16 protein-coding genes are annotated in these 19238 nt (G+C 64.1%); 8 read left to right on the top strand and 8 right to left on the bottom strand.

Annotated features, from left to right (window positions below):
• Window positions 1–96 precede the first annotated feature (96 nt).
• Window positions 97–1182, top strand: a complete 1086-nt coding sequence (glnL, locus tag ACX0MV_RS02725; RefSeq protein ID WP_458980959.1) for a nitrogen regulation protein NR(II) — start codon at window positions 97–99, stop codon at window positions 1180–1182.
• Entirely contained in the window at window positions 1179–2615 is a 1437-nt protein-coding gene (gene ntrC, locus ACX0MV_RS02720) for a nitrogen regulation protein NR(I) (RefSeq protein WP_458980958.1), read from the top strand. Before glnL ends, ntrC begins: the two co-directional genes overlap by 4 nt.
• An 84-nt stretch (window positions 2616–2699) precedes the next feature.
• Here ntrC and cysQ read toward each other — a convergent pair whose 3' ends face one another.
• Window positions 2700–3536, bottom strand: a complete 837-nt coding sequence (gene cysQ, locus ACX0MV_RS02715) for a 3'(2'),5'-bisphosphate nucleotidase CysQ (protein ID WP_458980957.1) — start codon at window positions 3534–3536, stop codon at window positions 2700–2702.
• A complete protein-coding gene (gene nudE / locus ACX0MV_RS02710) occupies window positions 3533–4099 on the bottom strand; it encodes an ADP compounds hydrolase NudE (protein WP_458980956.1) in 567 nt (188 codons plus the stop codon). The genes cysQ and nudE overlap by 4 nt, the downstream gene beginning before the upstream one ends.
• 196 nt (window positions 4100–4295) lie before the next feature.
• Here nudE and yrfG point away from each other — a divergent pair, with 196 nt between their 5' ends.
• Window positions 4296–4958 (top strand): GMP/IMP nucleotidase, encoded by a 663-nt coding sequence (gene yrfG, locus ACX0MV_RS02705; RefSeq protein ID WP_458980955.1) that lies wholly within the window; start codon window positions 4296–4298, stop codon window positions 4956–4958.
• Window positions 4959–5101: 143 nt separating this feature from the next.
• On the opposite strand, the gene fdhD is transcribed toward yrfG, so the two are convergent.
• From fdhD to ACX0MV_RS02680, 5 genes are all read right to left on the bottom strand, one after another.
• Entirely contained in the window at window positions 5102–5923 is an 822-nt protein-coding gene (gene fdhD / locus ACX0MV_RS02700; protein WP_458981742.1) for a formate dehydrogenase accessory sulfurtransferase FdhD, read from the bottom strand.
• A 157-nt stretch (window positions 5924–6080) separates the two neighbouring features.
• On the bottom strand, window positions 6081–6332 hold the full coding sequence (locus ACX0MV_RS02695; RefSeq protein ID WP_458980954.1) for a formate dehydrogenase subunit delta: 252 nt from the start codon (window positions 6330–6332) through the stop codon (window positions 6081–6083).
• Window positions 6333–6470: 138 nt separating this feature from the next.
• Complete coding sequence (gene fdhF / locus ACX0MV_RS02690; RefSeq protein WP_458980953.1) at window positions 6471–9314, bottom strand: formate dehydrogenase subunit alpha; 2844 nt, start codon at window positions 9312–9314, stop codon at window positions 6471–6473.
• A gap of 15 nt (window positions 9315–9329) precedes the next feature.
• A complete protein-coding gene (locus tag ACX0MV_RS02685) occupies window positions 9330–10901 on the bottom strand; it encodes a formate dehydrogenase beta subunit (protein ID WP_458980952.1) in 1572 nt (523 codons plus the stop codon).
• Window positions 10898–11392, bottom strand: coding sequence for a formate dehydrogenase subunit gamma (locus tag ACX0MV_RS02680; protein ID WP_458980951.1), 495 nt, complete (start codon window positions 11390–11392; stop codon window positions 10898–10900). Before ACX0MV_RS02680 ends, ACX0MV_RS02685 begins: the two co-directional genes overlap by 4 nt.
• A gap of 180 nt (window positions 11393–11572) precedes the next feature.
• Here ACX0MV_RS02680 and ACX0MV_RS02675 point away from each other — a divergent pair, with 180 nt between their 5' ends.
• The 4 genes from ACX0MV_RS02675 to ACX0MV_RS02660 all read left to right on the top strand — a co-directional run bounded on the left by ACX0MV_RS02675 (window position 11573) and on the right by ACX0MV_RS02660 (window position 16176).
• Complete coding sequence (locus tag ACX0MV_RS02675) at window positions 11573–12661, top strand: substrate-binding domain-containing protein (protein WP_458980950.1); 1089 nt, start codon at window positions 11573–11575, stop codon at window positions 12659–12661.
• A gap of 310 nt (window positions 12662–12971) precedes the next feature.
• Window positions 12972–13412 carry a glycine zipper domain-containing protein gene (locus tag ACX0MV_RS02670; protein ID WP_458980949.1) on the top strand — a complete coding sequence of 147 codons (441 nt, stop codon included), beginning with the start codon at window positions 12972–12974 and terminating at the stop codon, window positions 13410–13412.
• A gap of 176 nt (window positions 13413–13588) precedes the next feature.
• Entirely contained in the window at window positions 13589–14476 is an 888-nt protein-coding gene (gene hslO / locus ACX0MV_RS02665; protein ID WP_458980948.1) for an Hsp33 family molecular chaperone HslO, read from the top strand.
• A gap of 158 nt (window positions 14477–14634) precedes the next feature.
• Window positions 14635–16176 (top strand): phosphoenolpyruvate carboxykinase, encoded by a 1542-nt coding sequence (locus ACX0MV_RS02660; RefSeq protein WP_458980947.1) that lies wholly within the window; start codon window positions 14635–14637, stop codon window positions 16174–16176.
• A 114-nt stretch (window positions 16177–16290) separates the two neighbouring features.
• Here the strand turns inward: ACX0MV_RS02660 and ACX0MV_RS02655 are convergent, their stop codons facing one another.
• Window positions 16291–16998 (bottom strand): glutathione S-transferase N-terminal domain-containing protein, encoded by a 708-nt coding sequence (locus ACX0MV_RS02655; protein WP_458980946.1) that lies wholly within the window; start codon window positions 16996–16998, stop codon window positions 16291–16293.
• Between the two features lie 250 nt (window positions 16999–17248).
• On the opposite strand from ACX0MV_RS02655, the gene ACX0MV_RS02650 reads away from it, so the two are divergent.
• Window positions 17249–19180: a RecQ family ATP-dependent DNA helicase gene (locus ACX0MV_RS02650; protein ID WP_458980945.1), complete on the top strand. Its 1932-nt coding sequence runs from the start codon at window positions 17249–17251 to the stop codon at window positions 19178–19180.
• Window positions 19181–19238 lie beyond the last annotated feature (58 nt).

Here is a 19238-nt window from a genome sequence, read left to right as displayed (position 1 = left end):
CATTCCTCAGCTAAACACGCTTCTTTTCGGGGCTTTGGTTTGCTTCTTGCATTTTCCAGCTGCACTGCTGGAGCCCAAGGGTCTGCTGACATCTCTATGATCATCAACGACGCACTGCATCGCCTGCTCCTGGACAACCTGACCACAGCCACCCTGCTGCTCAATGATGGCTTGCGTCTCGAGTACATGAATCCGGCGGCAGAAATGCTGCTGGCCGTCAGCGGTCAGCGCAGCCATGGCCAATTTATCAGCGAGTTGTTCACCGAATCGGCCGAAGCCCTGAGCGCCTTGCGCCAGGCGGTCGAAGAGGCGCACCCGTTCAACAAGCGCGAAGCGGTGCTCACCGCAGTGACCGGCCAGACCCTGACCGTGGATTACGCGGTCACGCCGATCCTCAGCCGCGGCGAAACCCTGCTGCTGCTGGAAGTCCATCCACGCGACCGGCTGCTGCGCATCACCAAGGAAGAAGCGCAGCTGTCCAAGCAGGAAACCACCAAGATGCTGGTGCGCGGCCTGGCCCACGAAATCAAGAATCCCCTGGGCGGTATCCGCGGCGCGGCGCAGTTGCTGGCCCGCGAGCTGCCGGAAGAAAGCCTCAAGGACTACACCAACGTCATCATTGAAGAGGCGGATCGCCTGCGTAACCTGGTCGACCGCATGCTCGGTTCGAACAAGCTGCCGTCGCTGGCCCTGACCAACGTGCATGAGGTACTGGAGCGGGTCGGCAGTCTGGTCGAGGCTGAAAGCCAGGGCAGCATCACCCTGGTGCGTGACTACGACCCGAGCATCCCGGACCTGATGATCGACCGCGAGCAAATGATCCAGGCGGTGCTCAATATCGTGCGCAATGCGATGCAGGCCATCGGCGGGCAGAACGAACTGCGCCTGGGCCGCATTACCCTGCGCACTCGCACCCTACGCCAGTTCACCATCGGCCATTGCCGCCATCGTCTGGTGACCCGAATCGAAATTCTCGACAACGGTCCCGGCATCCCGCCGGAGCTGCAGGAAACCATCTTCTATCCCATGGTCAGCGGGCGTGCCGACGGCACAGGCCTCGGCCTGGCCATCACCCAGAACATCATCAGTCAGCACCAGGGCCTGATCGAATGCGAGAGCCACCCAGGCCACACCGTGTTTTCGATCTTCCTGCCGCTGGAACAAGGAGTAACCTCGTCATGAGTCGCAGTGAAACCGTTTGGATCGTCGACGATGACCGCTCCATCCGCTGGGTGCTGGAAAAAGCCCTGCAACAGGAGGGCATGACCACCCAGAGCTTCGACAGCGCCGACGGCGTACTCAGCCGACTGGTGCGCCAGCAACCCGACGTGATCATTTCCGATATCCGCATGCCTGGTTCCAGTGGTCTGGAGCTGCTCGCACGGATTCGCGAGCTGCACCCGCGTCTGCCGGTGATCATCATGACCGCCCACTCCGACCTGGACAGTGCGGTGGCGTCCTACCAGGGCGGTGCCTTCGAATACCTGCCCAAGCCGTTCGATGTGGATGAGGCTGTGTCCCTGGTCAAGCGCGCCAACCAGCACGCCCAGGAGCAGCAAGGCCTGATTGTGCCGACAGTGCTCGCCAATACGCCCGAAATCATTGGCGAAGCCCCGGCCATGCAGGAGGTGTTTCGCGCCATCGGCCGCCTTTCGCATTCCAATATCACCGTACTGATCAATGGCGAGTCAGGTACCGGAAAGGAGCTGGTCGCCCACGCCCTGCACCGCCACAGTCCGCGCGCCGCCTCGCCATTCATCGCGCTGAACATGGCGGCGATTCCGAAAGACTTGATGGAATCTGAGCTATTCGGCCATGAGAAAGGTGCTTTTACCGGCGCCGCCAACCAGCGTCGCGGCCGCTTCGAGCAGGCCGATGGCGGCACGCTGTTCCTCGATGAGATCGGCGACATGCCCGCCGATACGCAAACACGCCTGCTGCGCGTACTGGCCGACGGCGAGTTCTACCGGGTTGGCGGACACACGCCAGTGAAGGTCGATGTGCGCATCATCGCCGCGACTCACCAGAATCTGGAAAGCCTGGTGCAGGCCGGCAAGTTTCGTGAGGACCTGTTCCACCGCCTCAACGTGATCCGCATCCATATCCCCAGGTTGTCGGATCGGCGCGAAGACATCCCGACCCTCGCCCGCCATTTTCTCAGCCGCGCGGCGCTGGAGCTGGCCGTCGAACCCAAGCTGCTGAAAAGTGAAACCGAAGACTACCTGCGCAACCTGCCGTGGCCTGGCAACGTGCGCCAGCTGGAAAATACCTGCCGCTGGATCACCGTAATGGCGTCCGGCCGCGAAGTGCACGTCGACGACCTGCCGCCGGAACTGCTGAGCCGCCCCCAGGACAACGCGCCGGTCAGCAACTGGGAACAAGCCTTGCGCCAATGGGCGGATCAGGCGCTGGCCCGCGGTCAGTCGAGCCTGCTCGATACGGCGGTTCCGGCCTTCGAACGGATCATGATCGAGACCGCCCTCAAGCACACCGCCGGGCGCCGACGCGATGCGGCGTTACTGCTGGGCTGGGGCCGCAATACCCTGACCCGCAAGATCAAGGAACTGGACATGAAGATCGACGGCGGCGACGAGGACGACAGCGAGGACAGTTGACGGCTTCATACCGTAGGGTGCGCCGCGCGCACTATGTCGGTGCCGGTACACATGCCGCCCCCTAGGGCACATGCGACACCTTGATCAATCCAGCGCGCGGGCCAGGCGGATCAACTCGGCGCGCCATTCGGCGGCGGCTGGCAAGGCCAGAAAGGACGGGTTGAGCATGGATTCGCGCGCTTCGTACCCCAGCGCTTCGCCCTTGAGTGTCAGCACTTCACCGCCAGCCCCTTCCAGCACACCCTGGGCCGCGGCGGTGTCCCATTGCGAAGTAGGCGCCAGGCGCGGATAACAATCGGCGCTGCCTTCGGCGAGCTGACAGAACTTCAACGAGCTGCCAACGCTGACCAGTTGCAAGTCGCCGAAACGCTCCTGCAAGCCTTCCAGCAAGCGCTCCTGCGCCGGGCTCGTATGACGCCGGCTGGCGACCAGGGTAAACGCCTGCTCAGGCGCCAGGCGCACATTGATTGGCGCGCTATTTCCCGCGGCTTCGGCGCGCCAGGCACCCAGCCCGGCGCCGCCGTAGTAGCAACGGCCGTTCGCCGGGATGCCAACCACGCCGAACACCACTCGGCCATGTTCGATCAGCGCGACGTTGACGGTGAACTCCTCGCTACCGGCGATGAACTCCTTGGTGCCATCGAGCGGATCGACCAGCCACCAGCGTGTCCATTGGGCGCGTTCGCTCAGGGGAATATCCGCAGCCTCCTCGGACAGCACCGGGATGCTCGCATCGAGCGCGACCAGGCCATCGTTGAGGATGTGGTGTGCCGCCATATCCGCGGCAGTAACGGGCGACGCATCGGCTTTCTCGCTGACAGCCACATCGGCTCGCCAGTGCGGCAGTGTCGCTGCGCCCGCCCGGCGAACCAGTTCGATCACGGCAGGAATCAGCGGATGGTTCACGATTACCGGGCTCATAGGCTCCGCTCTTTGCGCTGACCGAGCAGATCACGCGCCAGGTAAAGCGCCGCCAGGGCCCGTCCTTCACTGAACTGCGGATGCTGCACCAGGCTCGACAGCTCATTCAGGTTGACCTTGTCCACCCGCATCGGCTCGGGTTCATCACCCGGCAGGCTTTCCGGGTACAAGTCACGGGCCAGCACCACTTGAATCTTCTGGCTCATGTAACCCGGCGACAGGCTCAGCTCGGCCAGGTGTTCCAGTTGCCGCGCGCCGAAACCGGCTTCCTCCTTGAGCTCGCGGTTGGCGGCTTCGAGTACGTCTTCGCCGGGCTCGATCAGCCCTTTGGGCAACGACAGCTGATAGTCATCGGTGCCGCCGCAATATTCCTCGACCAACAAGGCATGCTGCTCGTCGGCCATGGCGACGATCATTACCGCGCCATAGCCAACACCTTTGCCAACCAGGCGCTCGTAGGTTCGCTCGACGCCATTGCTGAAGCGCAGCTGCAGCTCCTCGATGCGGAACAGGCGGCTGCTGGCGACGATTTCGCGAGCGAGTACGGTGGGCTTTTGACGCATCGGGCGGCTCCTTGGAAGGCGCTGACGAGGGCGACGACGCGCATGGGCAACTGGCCGTCGACTGTGCGCACCCTCGTGGCGTGGCTTAGCGGGTTATCATACCGCGGCTTTCGCGATTATCCCCGTCGCAGATTGCGCGCCGGCGACAGCAGGGGCGCGAATAGCGACAGCCTGCCCTTTCACCGAAGAAGCCGCCATGCCGCCGATGCCCTGGACCGAGATCGATACCGTACTGCTGGATATGGACGGCACCCTGCTCGATCTGCATTTCGACAATCATTTCTGGCTGCAGCACTTGCCGCAGCGTTATGCCGAGCACCATGGCGTCAGCCGCGCGCTGGCTGAGGCGGAGCTGATGCCGTTGTTCCAGCAACACGCCGGCCAGCTCAACTGGTATTGCACCGATTTCTGGAGCCGCGAACTGAAGCTGTCGATCCGCGACCTCAAGCGCGAGGTTGCCGACCTGATCGCCCTGCGCCCCGACGCCGATACCTTTCTTGCCGCCTTGCGCAAGGCCGGCAAGCGAGTCGTGCTTATAACCAACGCACACCGCGATTCGCTGTCGCTGAAGCTCGAACGCATTGAGCTTGCGCCTTACTTCGACCGATTGATCAGCTCCCACGACTACGGCTTCCCCAAGGAGAACCAGCAATTCTGGTTCGCCCTGCAGCAGGATTTTGCCTTCGAGCCGGCACGCAGCCTGTTTATCGACGACAGCCTGCCGATCCTGCGCAGCGCGCGGCAGTACGGCGTCGCTCACCTGCTCGCGGTGCGTCAGCCGGACAGCCAGGCCGCCGTCAAGGACACCGAAGAGTTCGCTGCGGTCGAGGATTACCGGGCGCTGATCGAGGGGCTGTGACGGCTTCGCAGCCGAGCCAGCCTTGCGAGACCGAGAGGCTACCGAGTCCGTGGGGTACGCTGTGCGCACCACCAACAACCGGGCATCGGTGCGCGCGGCGCACCCTACGAGCCGGGCTCATCAAGAACGCTGAGAGAGCATCCTTAGCACGTCGGGCTGTAGACCCGGGGCGCGCTGTGATGCGGCAGGTGGATCAGATTGAGCCGATGCTCGCGCGCCCAGCGCACCGTGAGACTGGTCGGTGCCGAGAGGCTGACCAGGGTGGCGAACTCACTGCGCACCGCCTTGTGAATCAGCTCGAGGCTGCAGCGGCTGGTGACCACTACGAAGCCTTGCCGTGCGTCGCGACCTTGCCTACGCAACCCGCCGATCAGCTTGTCCAATGCGTTGTGCCGACCGATATCCTCGCGGCACAGGCTGATGTCGCCCGCCTGGTCGACGAACAGCGCGGCATGCAGCGCACCGCTGTGGCGCGCCAGGCTTTGTACGCTGGCAATGCGCGTGCGCAGATCGTTCAGGTGTTCCGCCGGCGGCAGAGGGCTGGGCGGCAACGATGCTAACTGCGGCAGCGCCTGCTCCAGCGCCGCCACGCCACACAGGCCGCAACCGCTGGTTCCGCTGAGTTGCCGGCGATGCTGCTTGAGTGCCCAGAAGGCTCGATTGCTGATCTGCACGTCGGCGCTGAGGGCGTCGCCATTACGCTGAACGCGGATGTCATAGATCTCCTCGACGCTGTCGACAACTGCACTGCTGAGGCTGAAGCCGATCACAAAGTCCTCGACGGCCGAGGGCGAGACCATCATCACCGCATAACTGATGCCGTTGTAGACAATCGCCAGGGCGCACTCTTCGGCCAGCGTGGCGTTGCCCTCGGCAGCCGCGTCGTTCAGCTCAACGTAGGCGTACCCATCCTGGACCGGGCTGGCGATCTCGCCAGTGACTGGGACGGGGGTGCGACGTGGCATCATCGAAGGCTCCAAAGGGCGCTCAGTCCGTAGGGTGGATCACGCTTCATCGATCCACCATGGTGCCGCGATGGTGGATGAAAGAGCATCATCCACCCTACAGCGAACCGAAATTAGATGATTGTTGAACATTAACGATGGCTGACGCATATAGCCTCTAGACTGCTCGCGCCGCCAGCGGCTCGACCTGGTCGCGTCGCGCACGCATGGCATCCACGACGAAGGCACTCAGCCCCACCCCACCGCTGGCATCCAGGTGGGCGTATAGCGCGGTGCGCATCTGCGGGTCCCACTGACGCTTGAGGTGCAGGGCAAAATCATCCCGCGCCTGCTGCGGATCGGGCTGGGAGGTGAAGAAATCGCCGATCTGGTTGGCCATCTTGATCAGTTGCGTGGCGTTCATGCCCATGGACGTGCTCCGCTGGTTGACCTGAATACTCCGCAGGCTGGTTTGTATCGGGTGTCGCGGAGCCGCCTAGGCAGTGCGCAGCACTGACAACCGGGGCCTGGTGCGCACGGCGCACCCTACGGGCTATTCGCCACCCGGTCATAGCTGCACCACCTTGATCGGCGGCAGCAAATCGAGCTGCTCGTGGGTGAAGGCCTGGAACTCGTTCTGCCATCGCGAAGGCGCTTCGACCTTGCTGATCTGTACGGCGGTGACCTTGTATTCCGGGCAGTTGGTGGCCCAGTCCGAGTTGTCGGTGGTGATCACGTTGGCGCCGGATTCCGGGTGATGGAAAGTGGTGTAGACCACCCCCGGCTGCACCCGTTCGGTAATGGTCGCGCGCATCGCCGTCTCGCCGGCGCGGCTGTTGATCGATACCCAGTCGCCGTCGTTGATGCCGCGGTCCTCGGCATCCAACGGGTGGATTTCCAGGCGATCCTCGGCATGCCAGGCGCCGTTGGCGGTGCGCCGGGTCTGCGCGCCGACGTTGTACTGCGAAAGGATACGCCCGGTGGTGAGGATCAGCGGGCGCTTGCGCGAAGTGCGCTCCTCGGTGGCGATGTACTCGGTGATCATGAAACGGCCCTTGCCGCGCACGAAGGCGTCCTCGTGCATGATCGGCGTGCCTTCAGGGGCGGCGTCGTTGCATGGCCACTGAATGCTGCCCATGCGGTCGAGCTTGGCGTAGCTGACGCCGGTGAAGGTCGGGGTCAGGCTGGCGATCTCGTCCATGATCTGCGAGGGGTGCGTGTAGTTCATCGGGTAGCCGAGGGCGTTGGACAGCGCCACCGTCACTTCCCAGTCTTCCTTGCCAGCCAGCGCCGGCATCACCTTGCGCACCGGCGAGATGCGCCGCTCGGCGTTGGTGAAGGTGCCGTTTTTCTCCAGAAAGGAAGCGCCGGGCAGAAACACATGGGCGAACTTGGCGGTTTCGTTGAGGAACAGGTCCTGCACCACCACGCACTCCATGGCCTTGAGCGCATCGGTGACGTGCTGGGTGTCGGGATCGGACTGCGCCGGATCTTCGCCCTGAATGTAGATGCCCTTGAAGGTGCCGGCATGGGCGGCGGCGAGCATGTTGGGGATACGCAGGCCCGGCTCGTCGAGCAGGCTGACGCCCCAGGACTGTTCGAACTGCGCCCGCGCCAGCGGGTCGGAAACGTGGCGGTAGCCGGGCAGCTCATGGGGGAAGGAACCCATATCGCAGGAGCCCTGCACATTGTTCTGCCCGCGCAGCGGGTTAACGCCGACGCCGGCGCGGCCGATGTTGCCGGTGACCATGGCCAGATTGGCGATCGCCATCACGGTCGAGGAGCCCTGGCTGTGTTCGGTCACGCCCAGGCCGTAGTAGATCGCGGCGTTACCGCCGGTGGCGTAAAGCCGTGCGGCGGCGCGTACCGTGGCGGCCGGCACGCCGGTCAATTCCTGCATGGCCTCGGGACTGTGCCGTGGGTCGGCGACGAAGGCGCGCCATTGCTCGAAGGCCTCAATCTCGCAGCGCTCGGCGACGAAGGCTTCGTCGACCAGATTCTCAGTGACGACGACGTGAGCCAGGCTGTTGAGCAGGGCGACGTTGCTACCCGGACGCAGTTGCAAGTGGTGGTCGGCCTTGACGTGCGGGCCGCGCACCAGGTCGATGCCGCGCGGGTCGGCGACGATCAGCTTGGCCCCCTCGCGCAGACGACGCTTGAGCTGCGAGCCGAACACCGGGTGGCCGTCGGTGGGGTTGGCACCGATCACCAGCACCACATCGGCAGCCAGCACCGAGTCGAAATCCTGAGTGCCGGCGGATTCGCCGAGGGTGACCTTGAGGCCGTAGCCGGTCGGCGAATGGCAGACCCGCGCGCAGGTGTCGACGTTGTTGTTGCCGAAGGCGGCGCGCACCAGTTTCTGTACCAGGTAGGCCTCTTCGTTGGTACAGCGCGACGAGGTCAGGCCGCCGAGCGAGCCGCGGCCGTACTGCGCCTGGATGTCCTTGAAGCGCTGGGCGGTATAGCTGATCGCCTCGTCCCAGCTCACCGTGCGCCAGGCGTCATGGATGCTCTCGCGAATCATCGGTGCGGTGATGCGATCAGGGTGGGTGGCGTAGCCCCAGGCGAAACGGCCCTTGACGCAGGAGTGGCCATGGTTGGCGTGGCCATCCTTGTTCGGCAGCATGCGCACTACGGTATTGCCCTTGATCTCGGCCTTGAACGAGCAACCGACGCCGCAATAGGCGCAGGTGGTGGTCACGCTGCGTTCGGCCTGGCCCATCTCGATCACCGACTTTTCCATCAGCGTCGCGGTCGGGCAGGCCTGCACGCAGGCGCCGCAGGACACGCACTCGGAGTCGAGGAAGGTTTCGTTCTGCCCGGCGCTGACCTGCGAATCGAAGCCTCGGCCACTGATGGTCAGGGCGAAGGTGCCCTGCACTTCCTCACAGGCGCGCACGCAGCGGTTGCAGACGATGCACTTGGCCGGGTCGAAGGTGAAATAGGGGTTGGATTCGTCCTTGGTCTCGGCCAGGTGGGTCTTCACCGGGTCGTAACGCACCTCGCGCAGGCCGACCACGCCGGCCATGTCCTGCAGCTCGCAGTTGCCGTTGGCCGAACAGGTCAGGCAGTCCAGCGGGTGGTCGGAGATATACAGCTCCATGGTGCCGCGGCGCAGTTCGGCGAGTTTTGGGCTTTGCGTGCGCACCTTCATACCCGGCTCTACCGGGGTGGTGCAGGAGGCCGGAAAGCCGCGTCGTCCTTCGATCTCCACCGTGCACAGGCGGCACGAGCCAAACGGCTCGAGGCTGTCGCTGGCGCACAGTTTGGGCACGGAAATGCCGGCCTCCTGGGCGGCGCGCATCACTGAAGTGCCGGCCGGTACTGTGATGGACGTACCATCGATTTCCACCGTTACCGGGGCGCCGGTGCGGGCGGGGGTTCCGTAGTCGAGTTCACGAAACAGGGCCATGGGGGCGTCTCCGGATCAGCGAGCTTCGGCGCTGTCTTTCGACACGCCGAAGTCTTCGGGAAAATGATTGAGGGCGCTCAGCACCGGATAGGGCGTCATCCCGCCAAGGGCGCACAGCGAGGCACCGAGCATGGTGTCGCACAAGCTTTTCAGCAGTTCGATGCGTCCCGGCTGCGGGCCTTCGGAGCGGGCGACGATGATCTGCTCGAGCAGCTCTTCGCCGCGGGTCGAGCCGATCCGGCAGGGCGTGCACTTGCCGCAGGATTCGATGGCGCAAAACTCCATGGCGTAGCGCGCCATGTCGGCCATGTCGACGCTGTCGTCGAACACCACGATGCCGCCGTGGCCGAGCACCGCGCCAAGGGCGGCGAAGGCCTCGTAATCCAGCGGCGTATCGAACTGCGATTCTGGCAGGTAGGCACCGAGCGGGCCGCCGACCTGCACCGCGCGGATCGGCCGGCCGCTGGCCGAGCCGCCGCCATATTCATAGAGCAGTTCGCGCAGGGTGACGCCAAAGGCTTTCTCGATCAGGCCGCCACGGGCGATGTTGCCGGTCAGCTGGATCGGCAGGGTGCCGAGCGACCGGCCCATGCCGAAGTCGCGGTAATAGGCGCCGCCCTTGTCGAGAATGATCGGCACCGAGGCCAGCGAGATCACGTTGTTGATCACCGTCGGCTGGCCGAACAGGCCCTCGATCGCCGGCAGCGGCGGCTTGGGCCGCACTTCGCCGCGCTTGCCTTCGAGGCTTTCCAGCAGCGAGGTTTCCTCACCGCAGACATAGGCGCCGGCACCGCGGCGCAGATGCAGGTGAAAGCGCTGGCCGCTGCCGAGAATGTCGTCGCCCAGGTAGCCCTCGGCATAGGCCGTGGCGATGGCTGCCTTAAGCGCCGCCTCGGCGTGCGGGTATTCCGAGCGCAGGTAGATATAGCCTTCGGTAGCGCCGACGGCCAGGGCGGCGATGGTCATGCCCTCGATCAGCACGAAGGGGTCGTCTTCCATCACCATGCGGTCGGAGAAGGTGCCCGAGTCGCCTTCGTCGGCGTTGCAGACGATGTACTTCTGCGCAGCCTGGCAGCCGGCCACGGTGCGCCACTTGATGCCGGTGGGAAAGGCCGCGCCGCCGCGCCCGCGCAGGCCGGAATCGAGCACCTCGGCGATGATCGCCTCTGAGCCAATCTCCAGCGCGCGCCTGAGACCGCGGTAGCCGTCATGCTCGATATAGTCGGCCAGCGACAACGGATCGGTGATCCCCGCGCGGGCGAAGGTCAGGCGCTCCTGGCGCTTGAGGTAGTCGATCTCTTCGGTCAGACCAAGCCCGAGCGCGTGCCCATGGCCTTCGAGGAACCCGGAGTCGAACAAGCCGGCAACCTCGCGGGCCTTGACCGGGCCATAGGCCACGCGCCCGGCCGGGGTGGCGACCTCGACCAGCGGCTCCAGCCAGAACAGCCCGCGCGAACCGTTGCGCACCAGGCGTACGTCAATATTGCGCGCGGCGGCCTCGGCAACTATGGCCTGGGCCACCTTGTCGGCCCCCAGACTCAAGGCGCTGGCGTCTCGCGGCACGTAAACGGTGACGGGCGAACTCATAGCCGCGCCTCCTGTTCTTCCACCAGGTGCAGCAGGTCCTCGACGTCGACCCGGCCGTGCAGCTCGCCATTGAGCATGGCGTTCGGCGCACAGGCGCAGTTGCCCAGGCAGTACACCGCCTCCAGGGTCAGGCTGCCGTCGGCGCGGGTCTCGCCCAGCTGCAGGCCGAGTTTTGCCTGCAACTCATGGGTCAGCGCCTTGGCGCCCATCGACTGGCAAGCCTCGGCCTGGCACAGCTTCAGGTGCTTACGCCCGGGCGGGCTGGCGCGGAAGTCATGGTAGAAGCTGACCACGCCGTGCACCTCGGCGCGCGACAGGCACAGATCTTCGGCGATCAGTGGCAACACCTCGGGCGGCACCGCGCCAAGACGATCCTGAAGGTCGTGAAGAATGGGCAGCAGCGCACCCGGTTCGTCGCGGTGCGCCGCCAGCACCTCGCGGGTGACGGTCTGATACCGGAGAAAATCAGTCTGCGAGGCAAGCGTGGCCATGTTTCGAGGCTCCGGCCGTTGTGCTGGCTGACGCTCAACTGCGCCGATTATCCGGCGGGTGATAGAGCGAGCTGCCAACACAAAACATATGAAATAGAGTTCTTATTTGATGATCATGAAAATCACGCCAAGCCAAGCTAACATGTGCTCATGACGCAACAAATATGAAGCAGAGAGCATATGATCCGCATCGAGATCCAACCGCGTTGGCGCTTCCACCAAGCCGATGGCAGCAGCCTCGATCCCCAGGGCATGAGCCTGCTGCAAAACGTTCACGACTGCGGCAAGTTGACCGAGGCTGCCGCCCGCAGCGGCTATTCCTATCGGCATGCCTGGAACCTGCTGGGCAAGTGGGAAGCCTTCTTCGGCAGCCCACTGATCGCTCTGGAGCGCGGCAAGGGCGCGCACCTCACCAGCCTCGGGGAAAAACTGCTGCGCGCCGACCAGCGCATCCGCGCACGCCTGACCCCGCAACTGGACAACCTCGCCGGCGAATTGGAGGTCGAGCTCAACCGCGCACTGCAGGAAACCCGTCCTGGCCTGCGCATCCATGCCAGCCATGGTTTCGCGGTCGCGGCGCTGCGCGAATGGCTGGAACAGGATGGCCGCTGGCAGTGGAAACTGCAGTTTCGCAGCGGCGTCGAGGCGATGCTTTCCCTGCATCGCCGCGACTGCGATCTGGCCGGGCTGCACGTGCCGGCCGGGCCGTTGGGCAGTCTGAGCATGGCGCGCATCCAGCCCTGGCTGCGCGCCGAACACCGGGTGATTACCTTCGTCGTGCGCACCCAGGGCCTGATGCTCGCTCCCGGCAACCCGCTGGGCATCGCCGGGCTGGCCGATCTGCAACGTAACGGCCTGCGCCTGGTCAACCGCGAGCAGGGTTCAGGCACGCGCATGCTGCTGGAAAGCCTGTTGCAGCAGGCGCAGATCGACAGCGCCGGGATCAATGGTTTTCATAACGAGGAATACACCCATGCTGCGGTGGCGGCCTACGTCGCCAGCGGCATGGCCGATGTCGGTTTTGGTGTGGAGGCGGCGGCGCGGATGTTCGGTCTGGCCTTCATTCCCATTGCCAGGGAGCACTACTGCCTGCTTTGCCACCAGGACAGCCTGGCCCTGCCTGCAATGGTCGCTCTCCTCGACGTGCTGCAGCACCCGGAGTTTCAGGCGCGCATCGGCCAACTTCCAGGCTACGCCTTGAGCCGCCCTGGCGCGGTGTTGCCGCTGAGCCAGGCGCTGGATCTATGGAGCCAGGAAAGCCTGCTGTAACAGGCCGTTTACGCCAGCAATGCTGGAAACGCCTGCCAAGGCTTCCCACCGAAGTTTTGAGCACCTTGCTCAAGCGAGCGGCGTATCCGCCAGCCATTGGTCTTTTGCCAGCAGCATCAGGTATCACGCTGGCTGCACGCATTCCGGAGGCGGGAGCGTTTTTTGAGCATTCGCCAGCAATATCAGCGAGTTCCTTATGGCGCGAGCTGGTGGATCCGGAACTATTTCATTGGCCCGGTTCTAAAAGGTCGCGAGTTCGAGCAGCATGCGCTCGATCGCCAACCCGCAGCTAAATCTTGAGGTCTGCAGTATGCGCAAAATTGTTTCCGCACTAGCCCTGAGCGTTTTGATCGTTCCCGCCGCCTTCGCTGGCGATACCGGCAAGGTCGCCATCGGCAGCGGTGTCGGCGGTGCCCTGGGCAACGTCATCGGCCAACAAGTGGGTGGCAGCACGGGCGCCGCCATCGGAGCAGGCCTGGGCGGCGCTGCAGGTGGCGTGATCACCGCGCGTGACGGCAATAAAACCGAAGCGGCGCTGGGCGGTGGCCTGGGCGCGGCGGGCGGCTCGGTGCTGGGCGGCTCCGTCGGTGGCAGTACCGGCTCCACCATCGGCGCAGGCCTGGGCGGCGCGGCAGGCGGCGCCCTCGCCAACGAAGTGGCCGGCGGCAGCGATCGTGATCGCGACCGTGGCCACTACCATGGCCATGGCAAGAAACACAAAAAGCACAAACATAAGCACAAGCACCACTGATCCAGCTCGCCCGCCAGAGGCGGCGCGCTCGACAACCTGAAGCCCGCACCTCCGATGCGGGCTTCTCGCTGTCAGTGGCGCCCTTTTCCACTGCGGCCATTCAGCACACAACCCTTGGTTCGCCAGGCTTTTGTGCATAAAATCGCCTGCCCTTCTGCTTTCGCAGGCGAGCCGACATGCCCGATTTCACCCAACGCTTCCTGTTCGACGACACCGATGTGCGCGGCGAACTGGTTGGCCTGACCGACACCTACGCCCACGTACTGGCCAAGCACCCCTATCCGCAACCGGTTGCGCAACTGCTCGGCGAACTACTGGCCGCCGCTTCGCTGCTGGTCGGCACCCTGAAGTTCGAGGGTCTGATGATTCTCCAGGCGCGCTCATCCGGTGCCGTCCCCCTGCTGATGGTCGAATGCTCGAGCGAAGGCGAACTGCGCGGCATCGCTCGCTACCATGCCGAGCAGATCGAGGCTGATGCCGGCCTGATCGACCTGATGCCCGAGGGCGTGCTGGCCATCACCATCGACCCCAAGAGCGGCCAGCGCTATCAGAGCCTGGTCGATCTGGACGGTACGACCCTGGCCGATTGCCTGACCAACTACTTCGCCACGTCCGAACAGCTGCCCACCCGCTTCTGGCTGTGTGCCGACGGTCAGTGCGCCCGTGGCCTGCTGCTGCAGCAGTTGCCGGCCGACCGCCTGCGTGACGATGAGGCCCGCGAGGCGAGCTGGCAGCACGCAGTGACCCTGGCCGACACCTTGAAAACCGAGGAATTGCTGGGGCTGGACAACTCGACCCTGCTGCACCGCCTCTATCACGAGGAAGCGCTGCGTCTGTTCGACCCGCGCATACTGGAATTTCGCTGCAGTTGCTCCAGGGAACGTTCGGCCAATGCGTTGGTCAGCTTAGGGCTGGCCGATGCGCAGCAACTGCTGAGCGAAAACGCCGGCAGCGTGACCATCGACTGCCAGTTCTGCAATCAACGCTACGCCTTCGATGCCGCCGACATCGCCCAGCTGTTTGCCGGCGGTGGCAGCCAGGCGCCGTCTGGCACGCGGCATTGATAACGATAGCCACAGCCTATTGAGTCGCTAGACGGTTCAAAGGCTGCCAAGGGATATGCTTTCTGGCATACTCCCGCGACTTTTTTCTCGCTGTAGTAGAACCCACGTTCCACTACACACTGTTCGGAAAACCGGCCACTTGGCCGACGGGGACTCACATGACGCAAGCCAACAACGCCGTGTACACCGACATCAGCGCCGCTCAACTGGTCGAAGAAGCCCTCCGTCGCGGTGAAGGCGAATTGGCTGCCAACGGCTCTCTGGTCGTTCGCACCGGCCACCGCACCGGTCGCTCGCCAGCTGACCGCTATATCGTGCAAGAGTCGAGCACCGAGGCGAAAATCGCCTGGGGCGCGATCAACCGCCCGTTCCCGGCCGACAAGTTCGATGCCCTGTGGGACCGCGTGCAGGCATTCTCCGACGCCCAGGACAGCTTCGTGTCCTACGTTCATGTAGGTTCGGCCGACGCTCACTACCTGCCGATCAAGATGACCACCGCCACTGCCTGGCAGAACCTGTTCGGCCGTTGCCTGTTCATCAACCCGGAGCAGTACAACCCGGCGGGCAAGGACGAGTGGCAAGTGCTCAACGTCGCCAACTTCGAGTGCGTGCCCGAGCGTGACGGCACCAACTCCGACGGCTGCGTGATCCTCAACTTCGCCGCCAAGAAAGTCCTGATCGCCGGCATGCGTTACGCAGGTGAAATGAAGAAAGCCATGTTCAGCGTGCAGAACTTCCTCCTGCCGGACGCCGACGTGCTGCCGATGCACTGCGCCGCCAACATCGGCGAAGAAGGCGACGTGACCCTGTTCTTCGGTCTATCCGGCACCGGCAAGACCACCCTGTCGGCTGACGAAAGCCGTTACCTGATCGGCGACGACGAACACGGCTGGGGTGTTGGCGTAGTGTTCAACATCGAAGGCGGTTGCTATGCCAAGTGCATCGACCTGTCCGAGAAGAACGAGCCGGTGATCTGGAAAGCCATCCAGTTCGGCGCCGTGCTGGAAAACGTGGTGCTCGACGAGAACCGCCTGCCCGATTACGCCGACGACAGCCTGACCCAGAACAGCCGCGCCGCGTACCCGCTGACCCACGTCGAGAAGCGCAGCGAGAAAAACCTCGGCGGCGAGCCGAACGCGGTGATCTTCCTGACCTGCGACCTGACCGGCGTACTGCCGCCGGTGTCGATCCTCAACGAAGAGCAAGCGGCCTACCACTTCCTGTCGGGTTACACCGCACTGGTCGGCTCCACCGAAATGGGTTCAGGCAGCGGCATCAAGTCGACCTTCTCCACCTGCTTCGGCGCGCCGTTCTTCCCGCGTCCGGCTGGCGAATACGCCGAGCTGCTGATCAAGCGCATCCGTGGCTTTGGCTCCAAGGTCTACCTGGTCAATACTGGTTGGACCGGCGGCGGCTACGGCGTCGGCAAGCGTTTCAACATCCCGACTACTAGAGGCGTGATTGCGGCGATCCAGAGCGGCGCGCTGATCGGCAGCGAAACCGAGCAATTGCCGATCATCAACCTGAACGTGCCGAAATCGGTACCAGGCGTCGAGACCAACCTGCTCAACCCGCGCAACACCTGGGAAGACAAGAACGCCTACGACGAAGCCGCGAAAGGCCTGGCCAAGCTGTTTGTCGACAACTTCCAGAAGTTCGACGTCTCCGACGCCATCAAGAACGCCGGCCCGCAGCTCTAAGCCGCAGCGCACGGATAAAAAAACCGCCTTCGGGCGGTTTTTTTTGCCTGGCATTTGCCGCAGCGATGGGGCCAGCCACACCAGACAGCCCGAGCGCCGACGTGGTAGAGCGACCTAGGCACCGCGCTTGGGAATCGTCAGCCCTCTGATCACCGCAGGCCGCGCGACAAACGCATCCAGCGCGCGGAGCACGTGGGGAAAATCATCGATGCCGACCAGGTCGCCGGCCTGGTAGAAGCCGATCAGGTTGCGGACCCAGGGGAATGTGGCGATATCGGCGATGCCGTAATCGTCGCCGGTAATCCAGGTGCGCTGCGCCAGTTGCCCGTTCAGCACGCCCAATAGCCGTTTGCACTCGGCGACATAGCGGTCGCGCGGGCGCTTGTCCTCATATTCCTTGCCGACAAAGGTGTGGAAGAAGCCCAGTTGGCCGAACATCGGCCCGATCCCGCCCATCTGGAACATCAGCCATTGCAGGGTCTGGTAGCGCCCGGCAGCATCCGCGGGCAATAGCTGCCCGGTTTTTTCCGCCAGGTAGAGCAGAATCGCGCCGGACTCGAACAACGCCAGCGGCCGACCACCCGGCCCGTCGGGGTCGAGAATCGCCGGAATCTTGTTGTTCGGGTTGAGCGAGAGGAAGGCCGGCGAGAGTTGATCATCGGTCTCGAAGCTCACCAGGTGCGGCTCATACGGCAGGCCGATTTCCTCGAGCATGATCGACACCTTGACGCCGTTGGGGGTCGGCAGCGAATACAGCTGCAGGCGTTCCGGATGGCTGGCCGGCCATTTTTCGGTGATTGGATAAGCGGAAAGATCGTGCATGGAAATATCCTCGCGTTTGGGTTGTGAAGGCATTGCGACTTCTGGCGACGCTAGCGCAGTTGTTATCCAGACTGCCAGAGGCGACGTTGGTGCCGGCTGCCGGGGCGCACCTCTAGCCACCGCATTCGATCAACCGCCGACACAGCGCGACGACGAGCTGCGCAACCTGACCAGCGAGCGCGGCAAGCGATACAGCGTCGGGACTCGATGCCTACAATGGCGGCCCGCTCTTGATCCAACGGACCGCCCAATGCTCCAGCAAACCCTCGCCCAGACCTTCGGCTTTACCCACCTGCGCACGGGCCAGGAAGCGGTGATCAACGCCGTGCTGGCCGGGCGCTCGGCGGCGGCGATCTTTCCCACCGGCTCGGGCAAGTCGTTGTGCTACCAACTGCCGGCGCTGCTGTTGCCGCACCTGACGCTGGTGATCTCGCCGCTGCTGGCGCTGATGCAGGATCAACTGGCCTTCCTCCACCAGCGCGGCATCAGCGCGGCGAGCATCGATTCGGCGCAGAGCCGCGACGATGCCAGCGCGGTCATGGCGCGGGCCAAGGCTGGTGAGCTGAAAATCCTGATGATCTCGGTGGAGCGCCTGAAGAACGAGCGCTTTCGCAACTTCATCGCCCAGGTGCCGATTTCCCTGCTGGTGATCGACGAGGCCCACTGCATCTCCGAATGGGGCCATAACTTCCGCCCGGATTACCTCAAGCTGCCGGATTATCAGCGCCAGTTCGGCATCCCTCAGGTGCTGCTGCTCACTGCCACGGCCACACCGCCGGTGATCGCCGACATGCAGGCCAAGTTCGCCATCGCCCCGGCCGATGTGGTCACCACCGGTTTCTACCGGCCGAACCTCAATCTGCTGGTCGAGCCGGCCGGCGGCGCCGACAAGCAGCGCCGCCTCACCGAATGGCTGGGCGCCAAGGCCGATCAGCCGAGCATCGTCTACGTTACCCAGCAGAAAACCGCCGAGCAGGTGGCCGAGCGTCTGAGCCAGCGCGGCATAGCCGCCAGTGCCTACCACGCCGGCATGGCCTTTGATGCGCGCGAGGCGATCCAGCGCCGCTTTATGAGCGGCCATTTGAATTGCATCGTCGCCACCATCGCCTTCGGCATGGGCATCGACAAGGCCGACATTCGCAACGTGGTGCACTTCGATCTGCCGAAATCGATCGAGAACTACAGCCAGGAAATCGGCCGCGCCGGCCGTGATGGCCAACCTTCCGACTGCCTGGTACTGGCCAACCGCGACAGCCTCAACGTGCTGGAAAACTTCGTCTACGGCGATACACCGGAGCTGGAAGGTATTCGCTGCGTGCTCGACGAGCTGCTCGCGGGCAGCCAGGGCGGCCAATGGGAACTGATGCTCAACGCCTTGAGCGAGCAGAGCAATATCCGCCAGCTGCCGCTGAAAACCCTGCTGGTGCAGCTGGAGCTGCGCGGCATCATCGCGCCGCGTTACGCCTATTTCGCCGAATACCGCTTCAAGTACCTGCTGGAGCCCGAGGCACTGCTGGGCAAATTCGCGGGCGAGCGCCGGCAGTTCGTCGCGGCAATCGTTGCCAGCGCCCAGCGCGCCCGCACCTGGTGCACCCTGGATTTCGACGCGCTGTACCAACAGCACCAGGCCGAGCGCGGGCGAGTGGTCAAGGCGCTCGACTACTTTCAGGAACAAGGCTGGATCGAACTGGAAAGCAAGCTGATGACTGAGGTCTACGAACTGCTTGATGTGCAGTTCGATGCCGAGGCGCTGAGCCGCGAGTTGCACGGCTACTTCGTGCAGCAGGAGCGCAGCGAAATCGCCCGTATTCACGCCATGCTCGCGCTGTTCGCCAGCGAGCAGTGCCTGAGCCAGCGCCTGGCCGGCTATTTTGGCGATGACAAAGCGCCCGAGCGCTGCGGTCACTGCTCGGTCTGCCACGGCCAGATCGCTCGCCTGCCGGCGCCGCCCCCTCTGGCGCCGCTAAGCGAACAGTCGCTCGAAGCACTGGCGGGCAGTTTCAGCCAACGCCATCGGCAGGCTAAAGGTAACGAACCCAGCGCCGAGTGCCTGACGCGGTTTCTCTGCGGCATCAGCGTGCCGCTGTTGACCAAGCTCAAGGCGCGCCAGATCGCCGGGTTTGCTGCCCTGGAAAACCACCCCTACGCCGACGTGCGCACCTGGGTGACGGCGCGGTCGTAACCGGCGCAAACCTCCGGAAAAGCTGCCGTGCGCACCAGCGCGGGTGTTGGTGCGCGCG

The organism is Pseudomonas cistanchae, from assembly GCF_054483635.1.
This window is presented reverse-complemented; position numbering and strand designations above follow the sequence as displayed.

Excerpts from the sequence above, each read along its gene's own strand:
- fdhD (WP_458981742.1), bottom strand. The coding sequence starts at position 5,923 with ATGCCACGTCGCACCCCCGTCCCAGTCACTGGCGAGATCGCCAGCCCG.
- ACX0MV_RS02695 (WP_458980954.1), bottom strand. The coding sequence starts at position 6,332 with ATGGGCATGAACGCCACGCAACTGATCAAGATGGCCAACCAGATCGGC.
- ACX0MV_RS02675 (WP_458980950.1), top strand. The coding sequence starts at position 11,573 with ATGATCCGCATCGAGATCCAACCGCGTTGGCGCTTCCACCAAGCCGAT.
- ACX0MV_RS02670 (WP_458980949.1), top strand. The coding sequence starts at position 12,972 with ATGCGCAAAATTGTTTCCGCACTAGCCCTGAGCGTTTTGATCGTTCCC.
- nudE (WP_458980956.1), bottom strand. The coding sequence starts at position 4,099 with ATGCGTCAAAAGCCCACCGTACTCGCTCGCGAAATCGTCGCCAGCAGC.
- ACX0MV_RS02680 (WP_458980951.1), bottom strand. The coding sequence starts at position 11,392 with ATGGCCACGCTTGCCTCGCAGACTGATTTTCTCCGGTATCAGACCGTC.
- yrfG (WP_458980955.1), top strand. The coding sequence starts at position 4,296 with ATGCCGCCGATGCCCTGGACCGAGATCGATACCGTACTGCTGGATATG.
- ACX0MV_RS02685 (WP_458980952.1), bottom strand. The coding sequence starts at position 10,901 with ATGAGTTCGCCCGTCACCGTTTACGTGCCGCGAGACGCCAGCGCCTTG.
- cysQ (WP_458980957.1), bottom strand. The coding sequence starts at position 3,536 with ATGAGCCCGGTAATCGTGAACCATCCGCTGATTCCTGCCGTGATCGAA.
- glnL (WP_458980959.1), top strand. The coding sequence starts at position 97 with ATGATCATCAACGACGCACTGCATCGCCTGCTCCTGGACAACCTGACC.
- fdhF (WP_458980953.1), bottom strand. The coding sequence starts at position 9,314 with ATGGCCCTGTTTCGTGAACTCGACTACGGAACCCCCGCCCGCACCGGC.
- ACX0MV_RS02650 (WP_458980945.1), top strand. The coding sequence starts at position 17,249 with ATGCTCCAGCAAACCCTCGCCCAGACCTTCGGCTTTACCCACCTGCGC.
- hslO (WP_458980948.1), top strand. The coding sequence starts at position 13,589 with ATGCCCGATTTCACCCAACGCTTCCTGTTCGACGACACCGATGTGCGC.
- ACX0MV_RS02655 (WP_458980946.1), bottom strand. The coding sequence starts at position 16,998 with ATGCACGATCTTTCCGCTTATCCAATCACCGAAAAATGGCCGGCCAGC.
- ACX0MV_RS02660 (WP_458980947.1), top strand. The coding sequence starts at position 14,635 with ATGACGCAAGCCAACAACGCCGTGTACACCGACATCAGCGCCGCTCAA.
- ntrC (WP_458980958.1), top strand. The coding sequence starts at position 1,179 with ATGAGTCGCAGTGAAACCGTTTGGATCGTCGACGATGACCGCTCCATC.